The sequence below is a fragment of the Flavobacterium defluvii genome (genome assembly GCF_900129555.1).
Classification (GTDB): Bacteria; Bacteroidota; Bacteroidia; order Flavobacteriales; family Flavobacteriaceae; genus Flavobacterium; species Flavobacterium defluvii.
Genome location: NZ_FQWC01000002.1, coordinates 647,764 through 666,254 on the forward strand (window position 1 = coordinate 647,764; position 18,491 = coordinate 666,254).

The window sequence follows — 18,491 nt, forward strand, 5'->3', positions numbered from 1 at the left end:
ATAAAGGTGATAAGCCCGCTTAATTGAAGTTAAGCAGGTAAAAGCGGTATTTTATTAAGAAATTTTAGGAGGCTGCCAGATTTTGCAGATGAAAGAAGAATCGACAAATTTATAGTATGATAGTGTCTGTGAAGCTTCTTCAATTGTGAATTCTAATTTTTCGGTAATAATTGAAGAATTAAAGTTTATTGTAAAACCAATACAGGTTCCACAGGAATAAAATGGCGAACATTTTCCATTGCATTCATCACCGCAGTCATGAGACTCACCCTTGCAGTTTTTTTCCACTCTACACTCAGAGTGTTTAGCAAACGCAGAGCAAGGTACTGTCGAAAGAAACAGTACAATGAACGATAATATTGTTACCCATATTTTCACGCGTCAAAATTATAAATATTTTACTTAGTAATTTCATGTAATTGTTTTTCTTTCGGCTAAGTTTTCTGTTTTTTTGTTAATATAAATATAAAATTATTGTGCTAGTCTTATATAACAAGGATTAAAGTGGTTTGTATTCTGTCAAGTCACCTTTTAAAATATTCAAACCATATATATTTATAGGTAAAAGTCTGGTTAAATACAATTTAAAAGCATAAAAAAAACGCTAATTCCTCGGAATTAACGTTTTTTTAAGAAGTGACGTTTAGTTCACAATTTACAAATCATTTTATGAACGATTTAAAGAAATTAGCTTATTTTCAAGTGAATTTGTAAGATAATTATTTTAAAAGTTTGTTGATAAGCGGTTTGTATGTATCGTAAGGGTTAAATGTTAAAAATCGTTAATTCAGTAATAGATGTGATTTCTGTCATAATAACTTATAGATTTAAGTTGAAGAGAGCGAAAAAAAATGTCATCAGTAAATTTAAATTATTATTCTTAAAATTTTATAATCAAAATTTGTATATGATAATCTATTGTCCATTAGAAATTATTCAATTTAGCAACATTTTTTATCTTGCTGAATTGGTGGACATGGCACAGTTCCATAACTGCAATATACACAGCAATCACCTTGATTTGGTTTAAGAGTTTGTTTGCAGTTCTCACATTCGTAAAAAAATTGGCATGCATCAGTTGGCATAGTTTCTTCTTTACTGTGGGAGCAAAGGGGGCAGGTTATTATTGATTGTAGAACGATTTTCATTTTAATTTTTTGTTAGTTACTGTATAGCCTGTTGAATTTATTGCTTTTTCAATTTCATTAATAGTAGTTTTGGAATTATCAAATTCTACAATTGCGTTACCATTAGTATAATTTACATTTGAATTTATTATTCCAATCAATTTATTCACTTCGTGATTCACGTGTTTTTCACAGCTGGCACAAGTCATTCCGCTTATTCTAAACTCAGCTTTTTGAGTGCTGGTCTTTTTCACGACCAAGACTTTCTTTTCTGTATTTGGATAAAAAATGCTTGAGTAGTAAGGAAACGAAAGCATGAGGGCTGCAATTACTGTAATTATTCCTAAAAACATTTTTGAATTAACGAATTTCGTATTTTCTTCTCTATCGCAGTTACAGTCTATCAGCTTTTTAGTTTTCAGCTTTTGATACCAAGATAAACCAATAATTATAACAGTCAGGCCGATGAAATAAGGCCTCATTGGTTCAAGCCATGAAAAAGCAGAAGCAATCCCGCTTGTTCCGGCAACTAATGCTAATATGGGAGTAATGCAGCACAATGAAGCAGCTAATGCTGTGAAAAATCCGGCTCCGATCATTTTATTCTCTGTTTTCATATTTTTTCTAAAATTTCATTTTGTGCTAAAATTTCGAAGAAAGGTTTCAGCATTTTTTCATATTCCTTTGTCAATGAATAGAAAATGGTCTGCGCTTCCCGTTTAGTTTCAATAAGTTTTCTGTCTTTTAGTTTCCGTAAGTGCTGTGAAATTGCAGAAATACTCATTTCAAGAATATCACTTATGTCACAGACACAGAGCTGTTTTTCTTCATAAAGTAAAAAGAGAATTCTTAATCTCACATTATTGCCAGCCAATTCAAGCCCACTTGATAAATAGTCAAATGAGGTATTGAGTTCTGATACTCTGTCTTTACAGCGGATTATTTGTTTAATATCTGCTTGCTGTCGTATACAAATTATATCTTCCATAATGCAAATTTATACTTTTTGCTTATTTAAGCAAATGCTAAAATACAAAATAATTGAATTAAAATTTTGAATGATTCCTGCCCATAAAAAAAGACAACTTTTTGAGTTGTCTTTTAAACAGTAAAGCGAAATATTACTTTTTGCAATCTTTCGGAGCACAAGTTCCCGAATCGTCACTACAGCAATGCGTAGAACATTTTTCAGTGCAGTTTTTCTTTGCATCAGTTTTTGATAAGTTCGCATAAGCGAAGATACTTCCAGCAGACAATACCAATGCTGCAAGAGTAATGTACATTTTGTTTTTCATAATTTTAATTTTAATGATTAATACTACTTAAGACGCACTAATCTAAAAATGATGCAGGCTTTGCTGATTTTTTTTTTTTAACAGCCTGAATTTTCTATATATGAAGTTTTCAAAAATGATTCGGTGTTATCAGCATTTTCCTCCGCTGCATGATTTTTTAGAGGTAACGTTCATAATATTTCCACGGCGGTCTAATTCAATACTGCAGCAATCCAGAAGCATTTCCTTTAATTTGGATCTGCCTCTTTGCACTCTAGAACGGATGGAAGGGTAGGCAAGGCTGTATTTTTCTGTTAAGTCTTTCTGTTTAATTCCATGTATTTCGCTATCCATGATAATGTCCCGATAGTCTTCCGGCAACCGTTCAATGAATTTTATCAGACAACAGTCCAGGCCTTCCGAAGTATCAAGATCTGTTTCATGCATTATTTTTTGCATCATACAATCGGTCAGCTCTGATTTTTTATTATTGGAATTTTTTCTATAATAGTCAATAATGGAATTTCTTGTGATCGTGAAAATCCAGCTTTTTAGTTTGCCTTCGTCAGTTAGTGATCCTAAATTCTCGTTTATCTTTATAAAAACTTCCTGCAAAACATCAGATGCATCGTCGGTATCATTAATATGAGCCTTAATATACCTGCCCAAAATGATATAAAACTGATTGTGAATAGTATTTATTTCCAAACTCATAGATTTTATGTTCTGTTTATTAAGAAAGCAGGATTAGCAACAATTGATTTTAGCTCTGAAATTATTCCAGATATGGGCTGTTTTTGGCATGCATAAGAAAACATGAAGAATTGCCATTGCGATAGCTCCGGGTAAAAGATTTACAATTAACAAATTGAAGAAGCCTGGAGATTGATTGATATTAGAAATCATTATTTCCCCATTTTGAAAAGTAAGTCTGATGGAGAGGTAAACTGCAATTGACGCAAAATGAAACCCATTTACGAATAAATGGACAATATATTCCCAGCGCGGAAGCCCTCCCATAAACTGCCTGCTGTCTTTCTCTATAAAAGCGTCGTACCCTAGCACCATTATATCCAAAAGAACTATGGTTAAACCTATTACAAAACTAGTATGATTATCCTGTTTCAAGAACAGAAAATAAAGGATTGCCGGAAAGAAAACAGCTCTCAAAGTATGGGTAATATGCTCGGTTTTGCTTTCTTCCCGATTATGGAGCTGGTATTTGAAAATATGCAGATAAACGCCATCATATAAGGCTAAGACTGCAAAAAGAACAAGAAAGAAGGATGAAATGATAATTGCTGTTTCCATTTTATTTTAAATTGGTTATAAAAGCAAAACTATTGGAAAGTATAATCAGCAAAAAGGACAAATGTCCTCGAATTTACTGGGTAATTTCTTTTCTGATCCTGCTCAGCGTCCTGCGTGTTATTCCTAGATAGCTTGCAATATCATTTACTGAAGCTTTGTTTATAACGGCAGGCTGTTCCTCAAGCATGCGCATGTATTTTTCCTTTGCGCTTTCATTGCACAAAACACTGGCATACTGCTCCATCACCATATACTGCCGCTCGGCAATTGACCTTCCGATATTCTGCCAGAGAGCACTCTTCTGATAGAGAATCTGCAGGTCATTGTAACTGATTGTTATAAGTTCGGTATCTTCTACAGCCTGAATGGAAAGTTCCGAAGGCAGCTGCGAAATAAAGCTCTTGTAGGAAGCCGTCAAATTATTTTCTGCGCAGAAGCAGGAAGTCACTTCTTCGGATTTTTCATTTATGTAATATGTCCTGAGGAGCCCTTTTTTTATAAAAGCGGCTTCATGTGAGGTTTTGCCGATCTCTGCAAAATAACTGTTTCGGGTTAATGTCCTTGTTTTGAAATACGGACTGTACTTTTCAAATTCCTGATCGCTGAGAGGGACGATACTCTTTAAAAATAATTTAAAACTTTCCATAGCGGGTTTTATTTCAATACATTAATATGCTTTTCTAAGCATAAACGCGTAAACGTCCGGAAGAGGACTCTCTTCAATAGCACGGGCTGCTTTTTCAATATCATAAGGAACTCTTACGAATTCCACCTTTATGCCGTCTTTTTTGGAAAGATTACTGGTTTTTTCAATGGTTACCACTGCATAGCAACAGTCCGGATTTCTATCTTTTGGCTTTCCAACCGACCCTGCATTAATGGCATGAAAATAGCTGCCTTTTTTATTGGGATTTTCCAGTATGCGATGATACGGCAGATGAGAATGTCCGCAGATAAGAATGTCTGTATTGGAATCAAGAAAGATGTTAGTGAAATCTTTCTCATTTTTATCCTCAAGCAGATATTCCCTGTTGCTGTAAGGACTGCCATGAACCATAAGTATCTTAATGAGTTTGTTGGATGTCTGGTATTCAAGTTTAATATGGGCAGGAAGAGCAGAAAGATATTTTATCTGCTCTTTACCCACAATCTGATATGCGTAGCTTTCAATGTCATTTGAGCCGTCATTGTGTATTTCTACAGCTTTGACATCGTGATTTCCTGCAAGGGTAGGGATATGCTTTTTACGGATCTCATTTATCACGGCATTGGGGCATAAATTGTAGCCGACTAAATCCCCTAAGCAGTAAACGGCATCAATATTCTGCTCTTCAATACTTTTTAAAGTCTGCTCCAGTGCGGGGAAGTTCGCATGTATATCCGATATTATTGCAATTCTCATATTTTCTTAAGCAGTTTCTGCAGCTACCTGTTTTGTGAAATACTTTTTTCGGAACCAGAAGGCAAGGTTTACCAGTGCTATAAGAGCAGGCACTTCTACCAGAGGGCCTATAACACCTGCAAAAGCCTGTCCGCTGTTTATTCCAAACACGCCGATTGCCACAGCAATGGCAAGCTCGAAATTATTCCCTGTTGCTGTAAATGCTATAGAGGTCGCTTTTGAATAGTCAGCCCCAAAATATTTACCCGTGAAAAAACTGATGACAAACATTAAAGTAAAGTAAATCACAAGCGGTATTGCAATACGAACAACGTCCATAGGGATCTGAACAATAAGTTCCCCTTTCAGGCTGAACATTACAATAATTGTAAAAAGCAATGAAATAAGTGTAATTGGCGAGATAAACGGCACGTACTTATTCTCAAACCATTCAGAACCTTTTAAGGCTATCAAAGCATAACGGCTTATGATTCCCAAGGCAAATGGAATTCCTAAATAGATACCGACACTCTCGGCAATCTGTCCAATGCTGATATTGACTTCAAAACCATCATATCCAAAATAGGGAGGGAGAACGGTTATAAAAATATAAGCATATACACTGTAAAGCAGTACCTGAAAGATGCTGTTAAGGGCAATAAGTCCAGCTGCATACTCACGGTTTCCGTCTGCCAGATCGTTCCATACCACAACCATTGCGATACAGCGTGCCAGACCGATCAGGATCACCCCGATCATGTATTCAGGATATCCGTTCAAAAACAGGAGCGCCAATAAAAACATCAAAACAGGGCCTACGATCCAGTTCAGGAATAAAGAAGCACCTAAGACTTTAGTGTTTTTGAAAACCTGACCCATCTGTTCGTATTTTACTTTTGCCAGAGGCGGATACATCATCAGGATAAGCCCTATTGCCAATGGAATGTTTGTTGTTCCGCTGGAGAAAGAATTGATGAAATCTCCGCTGGAAGGAATAAAGTATCCTATTGCCACGCCTATTGCCATAGCAAGGAAAATCCAAAGGGTCAAGAAGCGGTCAAGGAAGCTTAATTTTTTGCGTCCGACGGCTGGTGCACAGTTATTTGCTGACATTTTATTTTTTTATTTGTGAGAATACGTAAAACATTTCAGTTCCTATCTGCAGGCTTCGCTCCAGATAAGTTTCTTTCTGCTGAGGCGTTCCGTCGGAAATTTTTGGATCTTCAAAGGTAATCGGGATTCTTTTCTCAGCACCTGCTATAAAGGGGCATCCGCCGTCAGCCTGCGAGCAGGTCATTATTGCGGCGAATCCGCTTTCAGGATTGAAGTCATCATCATAGGTTTTGGAAAAACCGATGACAGGAAGTTCGTCAGCTGAATATTTTATTGAATAAACCGGGTTTGATCCCTCTGAAAGCGTTTTGATGTTGAATCCTGAATCCTTCAAAGTCTCCGCTGCCATTGGGAAAAGGGCGGTAGCCTCTGTTCCTCCTGAATAGCATGAAACGTTTTTGATGCCGTAATAGGCGGCAGCAGTCTGAGCCCAAACCTGCGAAAGATGGCTTCTTCTGGAATTGTGCGTGCAGATTAGGTTTAGTCTGGTTTCCAGCTTACTGTCCACTTTAGTCTGAATGAAGTCGATTAATGGCTGCAGGACTGTTTTGCGATCCTCGGAGATCTGCTTAAAATCAAATGATTTAACGGTATTCTCAATTTGTGGATATAACATAGTTTTTTGGCTGTAAAGGTTTATTGATTATCTGTTTAATGATTAGCAGCATCCTCCGCCCGGAGTGCATGAATTAGCATTGTCAGTATTTAACTGAGATAATTTTACTTTAGGCTTATCAGATGGAATACCGCACTGCTCCTGAGCAAGACAGGCTGTCTGTTTATTAAGCAGAGTGAAGTTTTTACCGTTAAAATCTAAATCGTATTTGCCGATAGTAGTGTTCTGGTATTCCACTTCAATTTCATTGTCTTCAATTCCTAACACTTTTTCTGAAAGCTCAATGATGTGGATCAGTTTCTGAGGTTTAAGCCTGTGCTCGTAGTCGTTGGCATCCCAAAGCTGGAAGTTTACAACTGTTTCTTTTCTTACTGTTCCTCCGCAGTCGATGAAGTTTTTGGTAACCAAGCCTACTTCAGTTACGTGAAAATATTCCGGTACAAATGTGCCGTCCGGCAGTTCAAAATTTACAGCTTCCACTGTTTTAAGCACTTCTTTAATTTCTGAAAGTTTCATAATTTTTTATATTTAGTTAAACTATATTTTTTATTAATTAATAACGGAGCTTCTTCTTTCAAGAAGCGCAGTATCTCTCCAGATACCATTCTGTTTTCCGATTTTTTCTCTTGTTCCCAGTATTCTGAAACCTGCTTTTTCATGGATTCGGAGGCTTGCCGTATTCTCAGGAAAGATCCCTGCCTGAAGCGTCCAGATTCCTTCAGTTTCGCTCTGTCGTACAAGTTCCTTTAAAAGGGTAAGCCCGATTCCTTTTCCCGAATGTGCAGGATCCACATATACGCTCACCTCTGCAACCCCTGCATAAACGCAGCGTGATGAAACAGGTGTAAGGGCAGCCCATCCAATTACCTTGCCATCTTCCTGCATCACAACCCGGCAGGACTTAAGATGCGACTGGTCCCAGTCTTCCCATGAAGGGGCACTGGTCTGGAAAGTTGCATTGCCGGTGTCTATCCCTTTTTGGTAAATTATTTTTACCTCATCCCAGTGTTTGTCCGAAAGTTTTCTGATTTCCATATTTTTATAGATTAGCAGCATTCGCTTCTCTTTTTTGCCAAATGATCTGATATGTGCTGAAAGAAGCCTTTTATCTTTTCCAGTCCAGGTTCATTGATGCAGTAGCAGATCGAGTTTCCTTCGATGCTTCCTTTAATCAAACCTGCATTTTTCAATTCTTTCAGATGCTGTGAAACGGTCGGCTGTGAAAGGGGGAGTTCGTTTACAATATCTCCGCAGATGCAGGCATCCACTTTTAATAAATATTCCATAATAGCAATACGCGCAGGATGGCCTAATGCTTTGGCTAAAACAGCCAGCTCGTTCTGGCTTTCTGTAAAGTGATCTGTTTTTGTTGCTCCCATCGTTTTATATTTATATTGCAATATTACGATAATAATTTAAATAAAAAAAAATATAAAGATTTATTTTTATGAAGATGAAGGCATCGGCTAAGAAAAAGATTCGATGCATATGGTTTTATAATATTGTTTGTTACCCGAATGCTAGTTTTATCAAACCAATGTATAAAGCAATAATTACATGGTTTATCGTTAGCTGATATTATATAAATACAATACAAACTGAACAACCCATAATTAGAAAGATGTTCAGCATTTGCAGTTATTTGTTATTAATAATACCAATTTTAAATTTAAAATTGGTATTATTAGATTTTCATACTGGTTCAATTTCGATCATTAATTTGAATGGACTTCCACACCGTTCAAATGAAAGACAATTTAAAAAAATTGATATCCTTCAATATTAACCGATTAATCTTAATTCTAGAATTTGGTCTTACAATAATTTACTATTGTACTTATAAGCTAGTAATTTAAAATAAATCCTGCACCAAAGCCCATATCACTGTCATAGTGTGAAGACAAAGAACCCCATCTGGTAATTATATAGCGTAGTCCTGCCATATATTCCTTGTCTGTATTCCACATCAAATTCATTCTAAGCCGTTTAGAAACGGGAATGTCTTTACGTTCAAATTGTAATCTGACTTTACCATCGGTAAAAACTTCAGCTTGTGCTACTATTAACATAGGTAGGATGTAGTTAACCCCTAGACTTACCACTGCACGTTTATCCTTAGTATTGGTTTGTCCAAAAAGATTATTTTCTTGTATATCTTCTCCCATTCTTCTATATCTCCAGTCAAATCCTATAAAAGGCATTAACCATTGCATTTTTCCAATATATCGACCAATATGTGTTTCTGTTTCATAACCATGCATGTCATTGTATCCTAACCTCCATTCGGTTCCAATGCTCCAGCGTGTACTTTGATACATTGCTTCACCGTCATTTCCATTGGTGGCAAAATCATTTTCTGCCATAAAGTGGAATTTTCTGTCGTCGGCAAAAAGTTTTCGCTGTGCTAGTTTTGGGTTTGGTATTTCAGGATTGGCCGGCTGATTTTCATAAGTAAAAACCCTGCCCATTCCGCTCATCATATGATATAAAATATGGCAGTGAAAAAACCAGTCTCCATCAACATTGGCATTAAATTCCAAAGTATCGGTTTCCATAGGCATTATATCAATCACATTTTTTAATGGTGCATATTCTCCTTGTCCATTAAGAACCCTGAAATCATGTCCATGCAAGTGCATTGGATGGCGCATCATAGAATTATTATGCAAAATTATACGTACATTTTCACCTTTTTTAATTAATATTTTATCAGCTTCTGAAACCACCTTATTGTCCAGACTCCATACATATCGATTCATATTCCCCGTAAGTTCAAATTTTAGTTCTTTAACAGGGGCATTTTCGGGAAGCGTAGTTTTTGTAGGTGATTTAAGCATTGCATAATTTAGTGTTGTAATATCCGAAAGTGCATTGGCATTATATTGCTCAGCATCCATTTTCATTCCTTCCATCTTTGTACTGGTTTTAGGCTTTGTTTCACCTGTAATCTCAGGATACATTACTACATTCATATCCATCTTATTAAGGCTCATGCTCATTCCCATGTCATCCAGATCGCCATTCATTTTCATCATGCCGTTCATCATTTTCATTCCTTCGAAATATTTAAGTTTTGGCAAAGGAGCTACTAATTGCTTAATTCCGCTTCCGATGTAAAGGGACGTAGATTTTGTTCGGTCTTCGGGTGTTGCTAAAAATTCATAAGCTGTTTTATCAGCTGGAATAGTAACAACTATGTCATAGGTTTCAGAAACTGCAATAATTAGTCGATCAACCTCAACGGGTTCTACGTCATTCCCATCATTTGCCACAACCGTAATTTTCCCACCGGCATAGGTTAACCAAAAGTAGGTTGATGCACCTCCATTGGAAACCCGTAATCGGACCTTATCACCTGCTTTAAATTGGGAAAGCTGATTTTCATTTTTCCCATTGATTAAAAATTTGTCGTAATAAACATCACTGACATCCATGGCATTCATTCGCTTCCATTCATTTTTTATTTTGTCGCTGAAATACCCCTGTTTTATAGCTTCTGCATAACTTTGTGTAGTGCCCTTTTTAATAGCAAACCAGTCTGATGCATTGTGCAGTAATCGATGTACATTTTCAGGTTTCATATCTGTCCATTCACTTAGTATTATGGGAACGGAAGGCAAATCATCGATTCCCTTGCGAAAGGTCGGATCATCTGTCCTTTTATTCATAATGAACGAACCGTACATGCCTATCTGTTCCTGAAGTTCCGTATGGCTATGATACCAGTGTGTGCCATGCTGAATAATGGGAAAAGTATACAGATGCGTCGTATGGGGTTTAATTGGCATTTGAGTTAGATTTGGCACACCATCATATTGATTGGGTAAGAATAAGCCATGCCAATGCAAGGAAGTATCTTCATCCAGCTCATTGTGAACATAGATTTCCGCAGTATCTCCTTCTGTAAAGGTCAAAGTAGGCATAGGTATTTGTCCGTTAACGGCAATGGCCCTTTTTGCTTTTCCTGTAAAATTTACAATTGTGTCTCTTATATACAGGTCATATCGGACTACACGCGGTGGCGAAGTATTTTCTTCAGCTCTTTTCTGAGAAATAGAACTACTATTGCCGTCCTGAAGTGTCTTATTACCTTGGTCAGTTTGCTTGGTGGCTTTATTTTCTGCTGTTTTTGTTTGCTTGTCTGACTTTTCCGGAACTAGTTTCATACCGCACTTGGGGCAGTTTCCTGGTTTGGCTTCATGAATTTCGGGATGCATTGGACAAGTATACGTAGTGGGATTTGACTCTTCTTTCGAAGGCTTTTTATCCATTTCCATTGTTTTCATATCCTGAGCATAAATTAGGACAGGAAGCATGATAAAAACTAGTATTGTAAGTATATTTTTCATATTGCTATTTTTATAGAATATTGTTCTGTTATTTTTTTTTCATTTCACCCAACTTGGCTTTCATCTGCGCAATTTCAGCTTCTTGTGCTTTTATAATGTCTTGTGCAAGCTGACTTATTTCTGGATCTTGAAGGGAAGCCTCTTTGGCCATGAGGATTGCCGCTGCATGGTGTGGAATCATTGATTTTAAGAACTCTTTATCGTCAACAGCCGCTTGCAGTCTGATGCAGGAAAAAAAAATAATTGCAGCAAGGCCGCCTATGGCAAGTAATGCCATGTTCCACTTTTTATTCATATACATACTGCCCATTACAATAATCTCAATTATGAGCATCGGCATAGTCATTAGTCCTGCCATGTAAAATTGATTTACATTGGGAATGACATTAGCAAAAACATCTACCATCGAGTACATTAGGATGTACATAGCAATAAATGACAATACGATCATAAATGCTAATTTTTTGTACATTTTTGGGTTTTTCTCTTTTGAATGCTGCTGTGTTGTGTGTTCCATTTTCATGATTTTTTTCCTTTAAAAGTTATTTAGATTAATAAATTTTCCTCCAAAACAAATCTAATGGCACTATAATATAATACAGCATTAGCTTAAGTGGCGGGGATTTTTTCTGCGCTTGTATTTTTCAATGTGATATTGTAATAGCTTAATATTTATTTGCTTTTAAGTAATAATTGTAACTCTTCAAGCTGGTTTTTTAATTTTTCCGTGCCTTTCATTTTTTTCTGTTCTGCAATTGCAAGGGCTTTTTTTGCAGCCTCGATGGCATTGGGATAATCCTTGAGTTCTACTGAGATTTTCTGTCTTAAAGTCGGATAATAAAAATTTTCAGGATCTAATTTTTCAGCTTCAGCTAACCACGATACTGCTTGGTTGTTTGCTCTGCACGTGGCTGAATAATAATTTGCTGCCTGAAACAATAAAGTAGCATTTTGACTTTTTTCTTTAATAATATATTTGTCAATTAGGGCTAAAATTTCTTTGTCAGCTTTGCTTTTCATAGGTATTTTAACCATTGTGTTTTCCCATTCTATTTTAAGGAAGCCTTCTCCTTTACTGTTGATGTCATTTAATTCAATGGTAAAAGTTTCATAAAAACCAATCGTTTTTTCTGTGGGAACGGTAAAACGCATAACATCTTTTTTCTCATCATAACCAGTTTCGCCATGTAAAGTAATATCACTATTGATAATTATAGTCCACTCATTTTCTGAAGGAATTGAGAATACAGAATAAGTTCCTTCTCTTAAAATATTGTTTCCAAAAGCAATATCTTCATTAGTACTTATGGTCGTACAATCGCTGGCGCCTGTTCGCCAGAGTTTACCAAAAGGCACTAATTCGCCAAATATTTTTCGCCCTCTTACTAAGGGTCTGCTATAGGATATTTTGACTGTAGAACTTCCGATTTCTTGTTGAAATGATGCAGAGGGACTTGCAGGGGTAAGTTTAATTTGAATTTTTTCTTGTGCAGAAATTGATAACGATTGCATAATAATGAAGCTTAGCAGAATTATTTTTTTCATAGTTTTTAATTTTAAATTGATTTTGATATTTTTTCCATTATCGAATGGTCGCTGCCAAATTTGCATATAGCATCACAATTGGCTCTTAGTTCAGAAAACAGGATATACTTAATATTCATTTTAGAGTTTTTTATAACAGGTCTATTGAGTTGAAGGACTAAATCCTTTTCCCGATTATTTGGAATTATAATATAAAAAACTTCCTGTCCGTTTGAAATAGTAAAGTATAGGTCAGACAACCGTAGTATGCCCGAATAGATACTAGTGCTCTTTTCTACTTCAAAGGCTCCTATAATTTTGTTTGTGCCTTTTTCGAACCACAACACATCAATTAACTTGATGGTATTTTGAGTGTCCTTGTCAGTAGGCAGCTCAGGGAATTTTCCAAGTGAAATAAAGGAGAAATTCTGCCCATCAAACGATTTGCTTTTATCATTGCTTGCCGGAGTAACATCGAAACCCAATGAAACTCCAATTTTTAATAAATGGTACTGCATTTCACTATGCAGATTTTCTTCTAGTTTTTCGTCAAGTATTTCTTTCTGACGTTTGTGTACGTTTTTTTCGAATCTTGCACGTTCTACTTCGCTTAAATATTCATCATTGCCTATTAGCATTTTCTGAGTTCCAATTTCAAAACACAATCCAGCGATGGCACCCAAATCATTTGAGAGCTGAGATTTATGCAAACTGTTAGTTTCCATTAAAACTTCTCTTATTTTAAGATATTCTGTCCAGCTTCCCAATTTTTTTTTGTCTTTAAAAAGAAAATTAAAACCATTTAGAATAGCAGTGTTGAATGGTGGGAACCAGGTTGGGTGTATGAAATATAGAATACTGGCAACCGCTGGCCCTAAGCCTTTAATTTTTAATTCATCGAGTCTTATGATTTCTTTTACAACCTGTTCTTCAGACTTGGCATTGATACAATTTTCAAGAAACTGACCAAAAGCCAATTTATTGTTTTGATTTTCATAGATATCTGGAATGCGTAATTTGGGTTTCCAGTAAAACGGATGTGAAACTCCGGCAAAGACTTGTTTTTGTTCAGCAATGCAGCTCAGTACAAATTCTAGGCTGCTTTCTTTGAAATCATTAGGAAAGGTTTTGCTTTTAATATCCTCAATGACTTGCAGAACACCGCGTCTTATAGTGCGAAATGCCTTTAATCGTTGATCGTTATATATAAACCAGGTATTGTAGACACTTTCGTTATCAATTTTATACTGCAGAATAATTTGTCCTAGATTGGTCATCTTTGTTTGTATAGTAAATTATTTATTCTTTAGAGTTTTAAACTTCTTAATCGCAATGCATTGACAATAACAGATACAGAACTAAAGCTCATTGCCAGGGCAGCAATCATAGGAGAAAGTAATATTCCGAAAAACGGATATAAAACTCCAGCTGCAACAGGAACCCCTAATACGTTGTATATAAAAGCAAAGAAGAGATTTTGTTTTATATTGCTCATTACAGCATGGCTCAGGTTTTTAGCTTTTACAATTCCTTGCAAATCTCCTTTTACCAATGTAATCTTGGCACTTTCTATTGCAACATCTGTTCCTGTTCCCATCGCAATTCCGATATCCGATTGTGCCAAAGCCGGCGCATCATTTATACCGTCACCCGCCATAGCAACAATTTTTCCTTCAGCTTGTAATTTCTCGATTACTTTTAATTTATCCTCTGGTAAACAGCCTGCTTGAAAAGAAGTCAAATGCAATTCGTCGGCAACAGCCTTGGCAGTATTTATATTATCTCCCGTAAGCATGATTACTTCAACTCCTTGACGCATTAATTCTTTTATAGCAGCAGCACTGGTTTCTTTTATGGCATCGGTTATCGTTACAAATCCCACCACGTTTTTATCTACAGCGATGTAAGAAACCGTCTTTCCTAATTTTTGCTCGGCAATAATTTTCTCTTCTATGACAGCAGAAACAATTGCCCCTGCTTGCTCCATTAATTTTTTATTGCCTAATGCCGTCTTCTTACCAATAGCAGTTCCAATCACTCCTTTACCTGCGATGTTTTCAAAATCATTGACTTTTGTCAAAGAGACATTTTTCGCTTTTGCAAATTTCACTACGGCCTGTGCCAAAGGGTGTTCGCTATATTGATTTAAAGAAGCAATAAATTGTAACAGTTCCTCTTCTGAATACTCGAAAGCAACAATTTTCTCTACAGAAGGTTTTCCTTCGGTAATTGTCCCCGTTTTATCAGTAATCAGAACATTTACTTTGTTCATATTTTCTAAGGCTTCGGCATTTTTTATGAGAATTCCCGATTGTGCTCCTTTACCAACCCCTACCATTACAGACATCGGTGTTGCTAAACCCAGTGCACATGGACAAGCAATTATCAATACGGCAATGGCGTTGATAAATCCGTAAACCATTGCCGGTTCCGGGCCAAATTTTGCCCAAATGAAAAAAGTAAGAACAGAGATAACAACAACAATCGGCACAAAATATTTGGCGATACTATCTGCTAGTTTCTGTATTGGTGCTCTGGAACGGCTTGCATTATTGACCATTTGTATAATTTGCGAAAGCAAAGTTTCCGAACCTACTTTTTCGGCAATCATAACAAATGATCTGTTTCCATTGATGGTTCCTGATGATACCGCATCTCCCATTTTTTTATCCACAGGAATTGGTTCGCCGGTAATCATCGATTCGTCTATTGTGCTTTCACCATCGGTTATCTTCCCATCCACAGGAATTTTGTCTCCGGGTTTTACCCGTAATAAATCACCTTTTTTGATATCATGGATTGAGATTATTTTATCGACTCCTTCAAGAACCAAAGTAGCTTCGGTAGGTGCTAATTTCAATAATTCTTTTATGGCACCACTGGTTTGACTGTGCGCTCTTGCTTCAAGCAATTGTCCTAGTAATACCAGTGTAAGAATTACCGTTGCCGCTTCAAAATAAAGATGAATTGTTCCGTGTTCCGATTTAAACTCCTCCGGAAATACATCCGGAAAAAACATTCCAACAATACTAAACAAAAATGCTACCCCAGTACCAATTGCGATAAGGGTAAACATATTTAAATTCCAAGTTACAATTGATTTCCATCCGCGAACGAAAAACATCCAACCGGCATAAAACATCACGGGGAGTGAGAAAATCAGCTGAACCCAATTCCATTTTTGAACGTCCATTATTTTCAATAATGGATTGTCATGCATCATCTCTATCATAGCAATAAAAAAGATAGGCACCGTAAAGAGTATTGCTATTTTCATTTTTTGCAGCAACTCCTTATATACTTTGTTCTCCTCTGTATCCGTTGGCTCCATAGGCACTAAGTCCATTCCACAAATTGGGCATGAACCAGGCGCATTGGTAATAACTTCCGAATGCATCGGACAGGTATATTGCTGTACTTGAATAGCTGCTGGCTCTTGTATCAAATCCATTCCGCACACAGGACAATCTCCGGCTTTATCATACATTTTATCACCTTCACAATGCATTGGGCAATAGTATTTTCCACCGGCATGATTATGAGGTACCGCTATTTTTTTATGATCCTTGTTGTGTTGATGATCATTAGCAGTACTACAGCATGATTTCTCAGCTGTTTTTTCGTGGGAATGAGTAGCATGAGTCATTTCAATGGTGTACTTTCCAACGGCAGTTAATGCGGCTTGAAGTTCTTCGGTGGCAATATGTTTTTCCATCGTAATGGTTGCCATCGGTGGATCTAATGTGACATTTGCCTTTATTCCTTCGACTGCATTTAATGTTTTTTCTACTTTGGTGCGGCATCCATCGCAAGTCATTCCTGATATTGTATAGGTATGTGTCATAAGGTTGTTTTTTTAGATACGATGTGTTATTTGTTTAGTATATAGAAAGTTAGTGTTTTTTTTTGAAGCTAATATGTATTTTAAACTTGTTTCAAATGGCTTGTTTCTCATCAGCTGTTTCAACCAATTGTTTAACACTAAAAAATAATTACAAACCGTCTTCAATCTTAGATTCTGATTATTTAATTGTTTCTTTCACCTCACCACATTTAAGCATTTTTTCTCCAAAGTAAGGGTTACGCACTTCTTTGGTAGTACTAATCCATACTGCCCCTTTATTATCAAAAGCCATTGGACAATAGTGCACATACAGCTCAGCGTCAGCCATTCCTGCTTTCTTCAGCAAGCCAACCATTTCATTACTTAGTTGAGAATAAGCTACTCGCTGCTTTTCAATATCCGGAGCTGAAACGATTGCCCCAGCACTTGTAACAAGATTACTGTTGGCGCTGATTTTTTGCGCTCCCGCCTCAATCGCATTAGCTGCCAGTTTTGCCTCTGCGATATTACCTTGAGTAAGGGCAACTGTTAAATGAGTATACTGGCTGTAAATTGCGTTTAAAAGATCATCATTTATCTTTACTTCGGATTCCTTAGTAATTGCGACTGACGTTTTCTTATTCTGTGGAATCTCTTTCTTTTTGTTTTCATTATTACCACAGGCAATAAGCAACAAGATTGATAATATGGAGATTCCTGATTTGATTAATTCTTTCATTATTTGCTTGATTAATTATTACATTTTCATTCCTGACATTGGGTTTTTGCCTTTTTTTAATATAAATTCACTGTACAAGAGATAGGCGCCAGTTGCAACCACAATATCACCTTTTGTTAAGCCACTGGTAATTTCGACTTCATCGAAGGTTTCAGAACCAATAGCCACCATTCTAGGCTGATATTTGCCTTTTTCAATTTCAATCCACACATGTGTACCGCTGCCGTCTCTTATTACGGCATCTACAGGTATGGTTAATTTCATTTTTTGTTCTGATGAAGGCAGTAAAACAATTGCCTGTTGACCTGCCTGCCATTGCTTGTTTGGATTGGCAATAGCACCTCGCAGCTGTATGAGCTGTTTGCTTGTCTGCAGGGCAGGATTTATAAAATCTACTGTCATTGTTTGGGGCTGATCTTCATAACCCGAGACTATAACTTTTACTTTTTGGCCTATTTTAACTTTACCAGCATCTGCGGGATAGACATCAGCTTCGACCCATAAACGGGTATAATCTTCCAGTTTCATAATAGAGCCTCCTTCTGCTACATATTGGCCTTCTGTTATGGAAAGTTCTGCAACTATTCCTGAATCCGGGGCATAATAAACAACATAAGGAGAAGCTTTTTGTTTTTTTAATAATTCATTAAGCTGTGCTTCAGATTGTCCATATAATAATAGTTTTTGTTTTGCAGCATTTTTTATTTGGGCAAATCGTTTATCCTCAGTAAAGCTTGCAGCCTGTGCCGTAGCTAGAAGGTACTCCTGCTGCAGGGCTGAAAGCTGCTCTGAATATATTTTGTACAAAGGCTGGCCTTTTCGAACGGGAACACCAGTTTCTTTTACATACAACTCTTCAATCCTTCCTGCCACACGACTTGAAATGTAAATAGTTTGCTCAGGGTCAGTAACCAAACGTCCGTTAAGATGAGAAGAATTTGAAAATTCATTTTCCCCAGCAGTTATTGTAGTCAGATTAGCTAGTGCCTGCTGGCTGGGTCCCAAGGTTAGAAAGTCCTGTGCGTTGTTTTTTTCGAAAGGCACTAAATCCATTCCACAGATCGGGCATGAGCCGGGGCCATCTTTTACAATTTGCGGATGCATGGGGCAGGTATAGGTTTGAGCTTTTTCCTGACTGGTTTTTTTTTCTTCTTTTTGGGCACATGCTGTAAATAGAAGTGGAAAAACCATTGCAATGAGCAAAATAGTACGAATTATTAGTTTATTGTTCATG

At 36.7% G+C, this 18,491-nt stretch carries 21 protein-coding genes; all 21 read right to left on the reverse strand.

What is annotated here, in order from left to right:
- Positions 1-54 precede the first annotated feature (54 nt).
- Positions 55-378, reverse strand: a complete 324-nt coding sequence (locus tag BUC29_RS07000) for a DUF6660 family protein (protein ID WP_012025079.1) — start codon at positions 376-378, stop codon at positions 55-57.
- 563 nt (positions 379-941) lie between these two features.
- Complete coding sequence (locus tag BUC29_RS21695) at positions 942-1,148, reverse strand: GDCCVxC domain-containing (seleno)protein (RefSeq protein WP_012025078.1); 207 nt, start codon at positions 1,146-1,148, stop codon at positions 942-944.
- Positions 1,145-1,744, reverse strand: coding sequence for a mercuric transport protein MerTP (merTP, locus tag BUC29_RS07010; protein ID WP_008463709.1), 600 nt, complete (start codon positions 1,742-1,744; stop codon positions 1,145-1,147). Before merTP ends, BUC29_RS21695 begins: the two co-directional genes overlap by 4 nt.
- Positions 1,741-2,115 (reverse strand): ArsR/SmtB family transcription factor, encoded by a 375-nt coding sequence (locus BUC29_RS07015; protein ID WP_008463711.1) that lies wholly within the window; start codon positions 2,113-2,115, stop codon positions 1,741-1,743. The genes merTP and BUC29_RS07015 overlap by 4 nt, the downstream gene beginning before the upstream one ends.
- Positions 2,116-2,248: 133 nt before the next feature.
- Positions 2,249-2,422 carry a hypothetical protein gene (locus BUC29_RS21495; RefSeq protein ID WP_157498527.1) on the reverse strand — a complete coding sequence of 58 codons (174 nt, stop codon included), beginning with the start codon at positions 2,420-2,422 and terminating at the stop codon, positions 2,249-2,251.
- A 129-nt stretch (positions 2,423-2,551) separates the two neighbouring features.
- A complete protein-coding gene (gene sigZ, locus BUC29_RS07025) occupies positions 2,552-3,115 on the reverse strand; it encodes an RNA polymerase sigma factor SigZ (RefSeq protein ID WP_008463713.1) in 564 nt (187 codons plus the stop codon).
- Positions 3,116-3,148: 33 nt separating this feature from the next.
- Entirely contained in the window at positions 3,149-3,712 is a 564-nt protein-coding gene (locus BUC29_RS07030) for a hypothetical protein (RefSeq protein ID WP_073414693.1), read from the reverse strand.
- Between the two features lie 73 nt (positions 3,713-3,785).
- Positions 3,786-4,358 (reverse strand): Crp/Fnr family transcriptional regulator, encoded by a 573-nt coding sequence (locus BUC29_RS07035; protein ID WP_008463715.1) that lies wholly within the window; start codon positions 4,356-4,358, stop codon positions 3,786-3,788.
- 21 nt (positions 4,359-4,379) lie between these two features.
- Positions 4,380-5,114, reverse strand: a complete 735-nt coding sequence (locus tag BUC29_RS07040; RefSeq protein WP_008463716.1) for a metallophosphoesterase family protein — start codon at positions 5,112-5,114, stop codon at positions 4,380-4,382.
- Between the two features lie 6 nt (positions 5,115-5,120).
- On the reverse strand, positions 5,121-6,206 hold the full coding sequence (gene arsB, locus BUC29_RS07045) for an ACR3 family arsenite efflux transporter (RefSeq protein ID WP_008463717.1): 1,086 nt from the start codon (positions 6,204-6,206) through the stop codon (positions 5,121-5,123).
- Position 6,207: 1 nt separating this feature from the next.
- The gene (locus tag BUC29_RS07050; RefSeq protein ID WP_008463718.1) at positions 6,208-6,822 is read right to left on the reverse strand and encodes an arsenate-mycothiol transferase ArsC; all 615 of its coding nucleotides are present in this window, start codon (positions 6,820-6,822) and stop codon (positions 6,208-6,210) included.
- Positions 6,823-6,864: 42 nt separating this feature from the next.
- A complete protein-coding gene (locus BUC29_RS07055; protein ID WP_008463724.1) occupies positions 6,865-7,338 on the reverse strand; it encodes a DUF6428 family protein in 474 nt (157 codons plus the stop codon).
- Between the two features lie 33 nt (positions 7,339-7,371).
- Complete coding sequence (locus BUC29_RS07060; protein WP_008463732.1) at positions 7,372-7,878, reverse strand: GNAT family N-acetyltransferase; 507 nt, start codon at positions 7,876-7,878, stop codon at positions 7,372-7,374.
- Positions 7,869-8,201: an ArsR/SmtB family transcription factor gene (locus tag BUC29_RS07065; protein ID WP_008463735.1), complete on the reverse strand. Its 333-nt coding sequence runs from the start codon at positions 8,199-8,201 to the stop codon at positions 7,869-7,871. The genes BUC29_RS07060 and BUC29_RS07065 overlap by 10 nt, the downstream gene beginning before the upstream one ends.
- 465 nt (positions 8,202-8,666) lie before the next feature.
- Complete coding sequence (locus BUC29_RS07070) at positions 8,667-11,171, reverse strand: multicopper oxidase domain-containing protein (protein WP_041515707.1); 2,505 nt, start codon at positions 11,169-11,171, stop codon at positions 8,667-8,669.
- A 28-nt stretch (positions 11,172-11,199) separates the two neighbouring features.
- Positions 11,200-11,694, reverse strand: a complete 495-nt coding sequence (locus BUC29_RS07075; RefSeq protein ID WP_072953514.1) for a DUF305 domain-containing protein — start codon at positions 11,692-11,694, stop codon at positions 11,200-11,202.
- Between the two features lie 149 nt (positions 11,695-11,843).
- Positions 11,844-12,716, reverse strand: a complete 873-nt coding sequence (locus tag BUC29_RS07080; RefSeq protein ID WP_041515901.1) for a DUF2911 domain-containing protein — start codon at positions 12,714-12,716, stop codon at positions 11,844-11,846.
- A gap of 11 nt (positions 12,717-12,727) precedes the next feature.
- Positions 12,728-13,972: a hypothetical protein gene (locus BUC29_RS07085; protein ID WP_041515709.1), complete on the reverse strand. Its 1,245-nt coding sequence runs from the start codon at positions 13,970-13,972 to the stop codon at positions 12,728-12,730.
- A 29-nt stretch (positions 13,973-14,001) separates the two neighbouring features.
- Positions 14,002-16,539 carry a heavy metal translocating P-type ATPase gene (locus BUC29_RS07090; RefSeq protein WP_041515710.1) on the reverse strand — a complete coding sequence of 846 codons (2,538 nt, stop codon included), beginning with the start codon at positions 16,537-16,539 and terminating at the stop codon, positions 14,002-14,004.
- 178 nt (positions 16,540-16,717) lie between these two features.
- The gene (locus tag BUC29_RS07095) at positions 16,718-17,257 is read right to left on the reverse strand and encodes a DUF3347 domain-containing protein (RefSeq protein WP_072953512.1); all 540 of its coding nucleotides are present in this window, start codon (positions 17,255-17,257) and stop codon (positions 16,718-16,720) included.
- An 18-nt stretch (positions 17,258-17,275) separates the two neighbouring features.
- Positions 17,276-18,490, reverse strand: a complete 1,215-nt coding sequence (locus tag BUC29_RS07100; RefSeq protein WP_041515712.1) for an efflux RND transporter periplasmic adaptor subunit — start codon at positions 18,488-18,490, stop codon at positions 17,276-17,278.
- Position 18,491 lies beyond the last annotated feature (1 nt).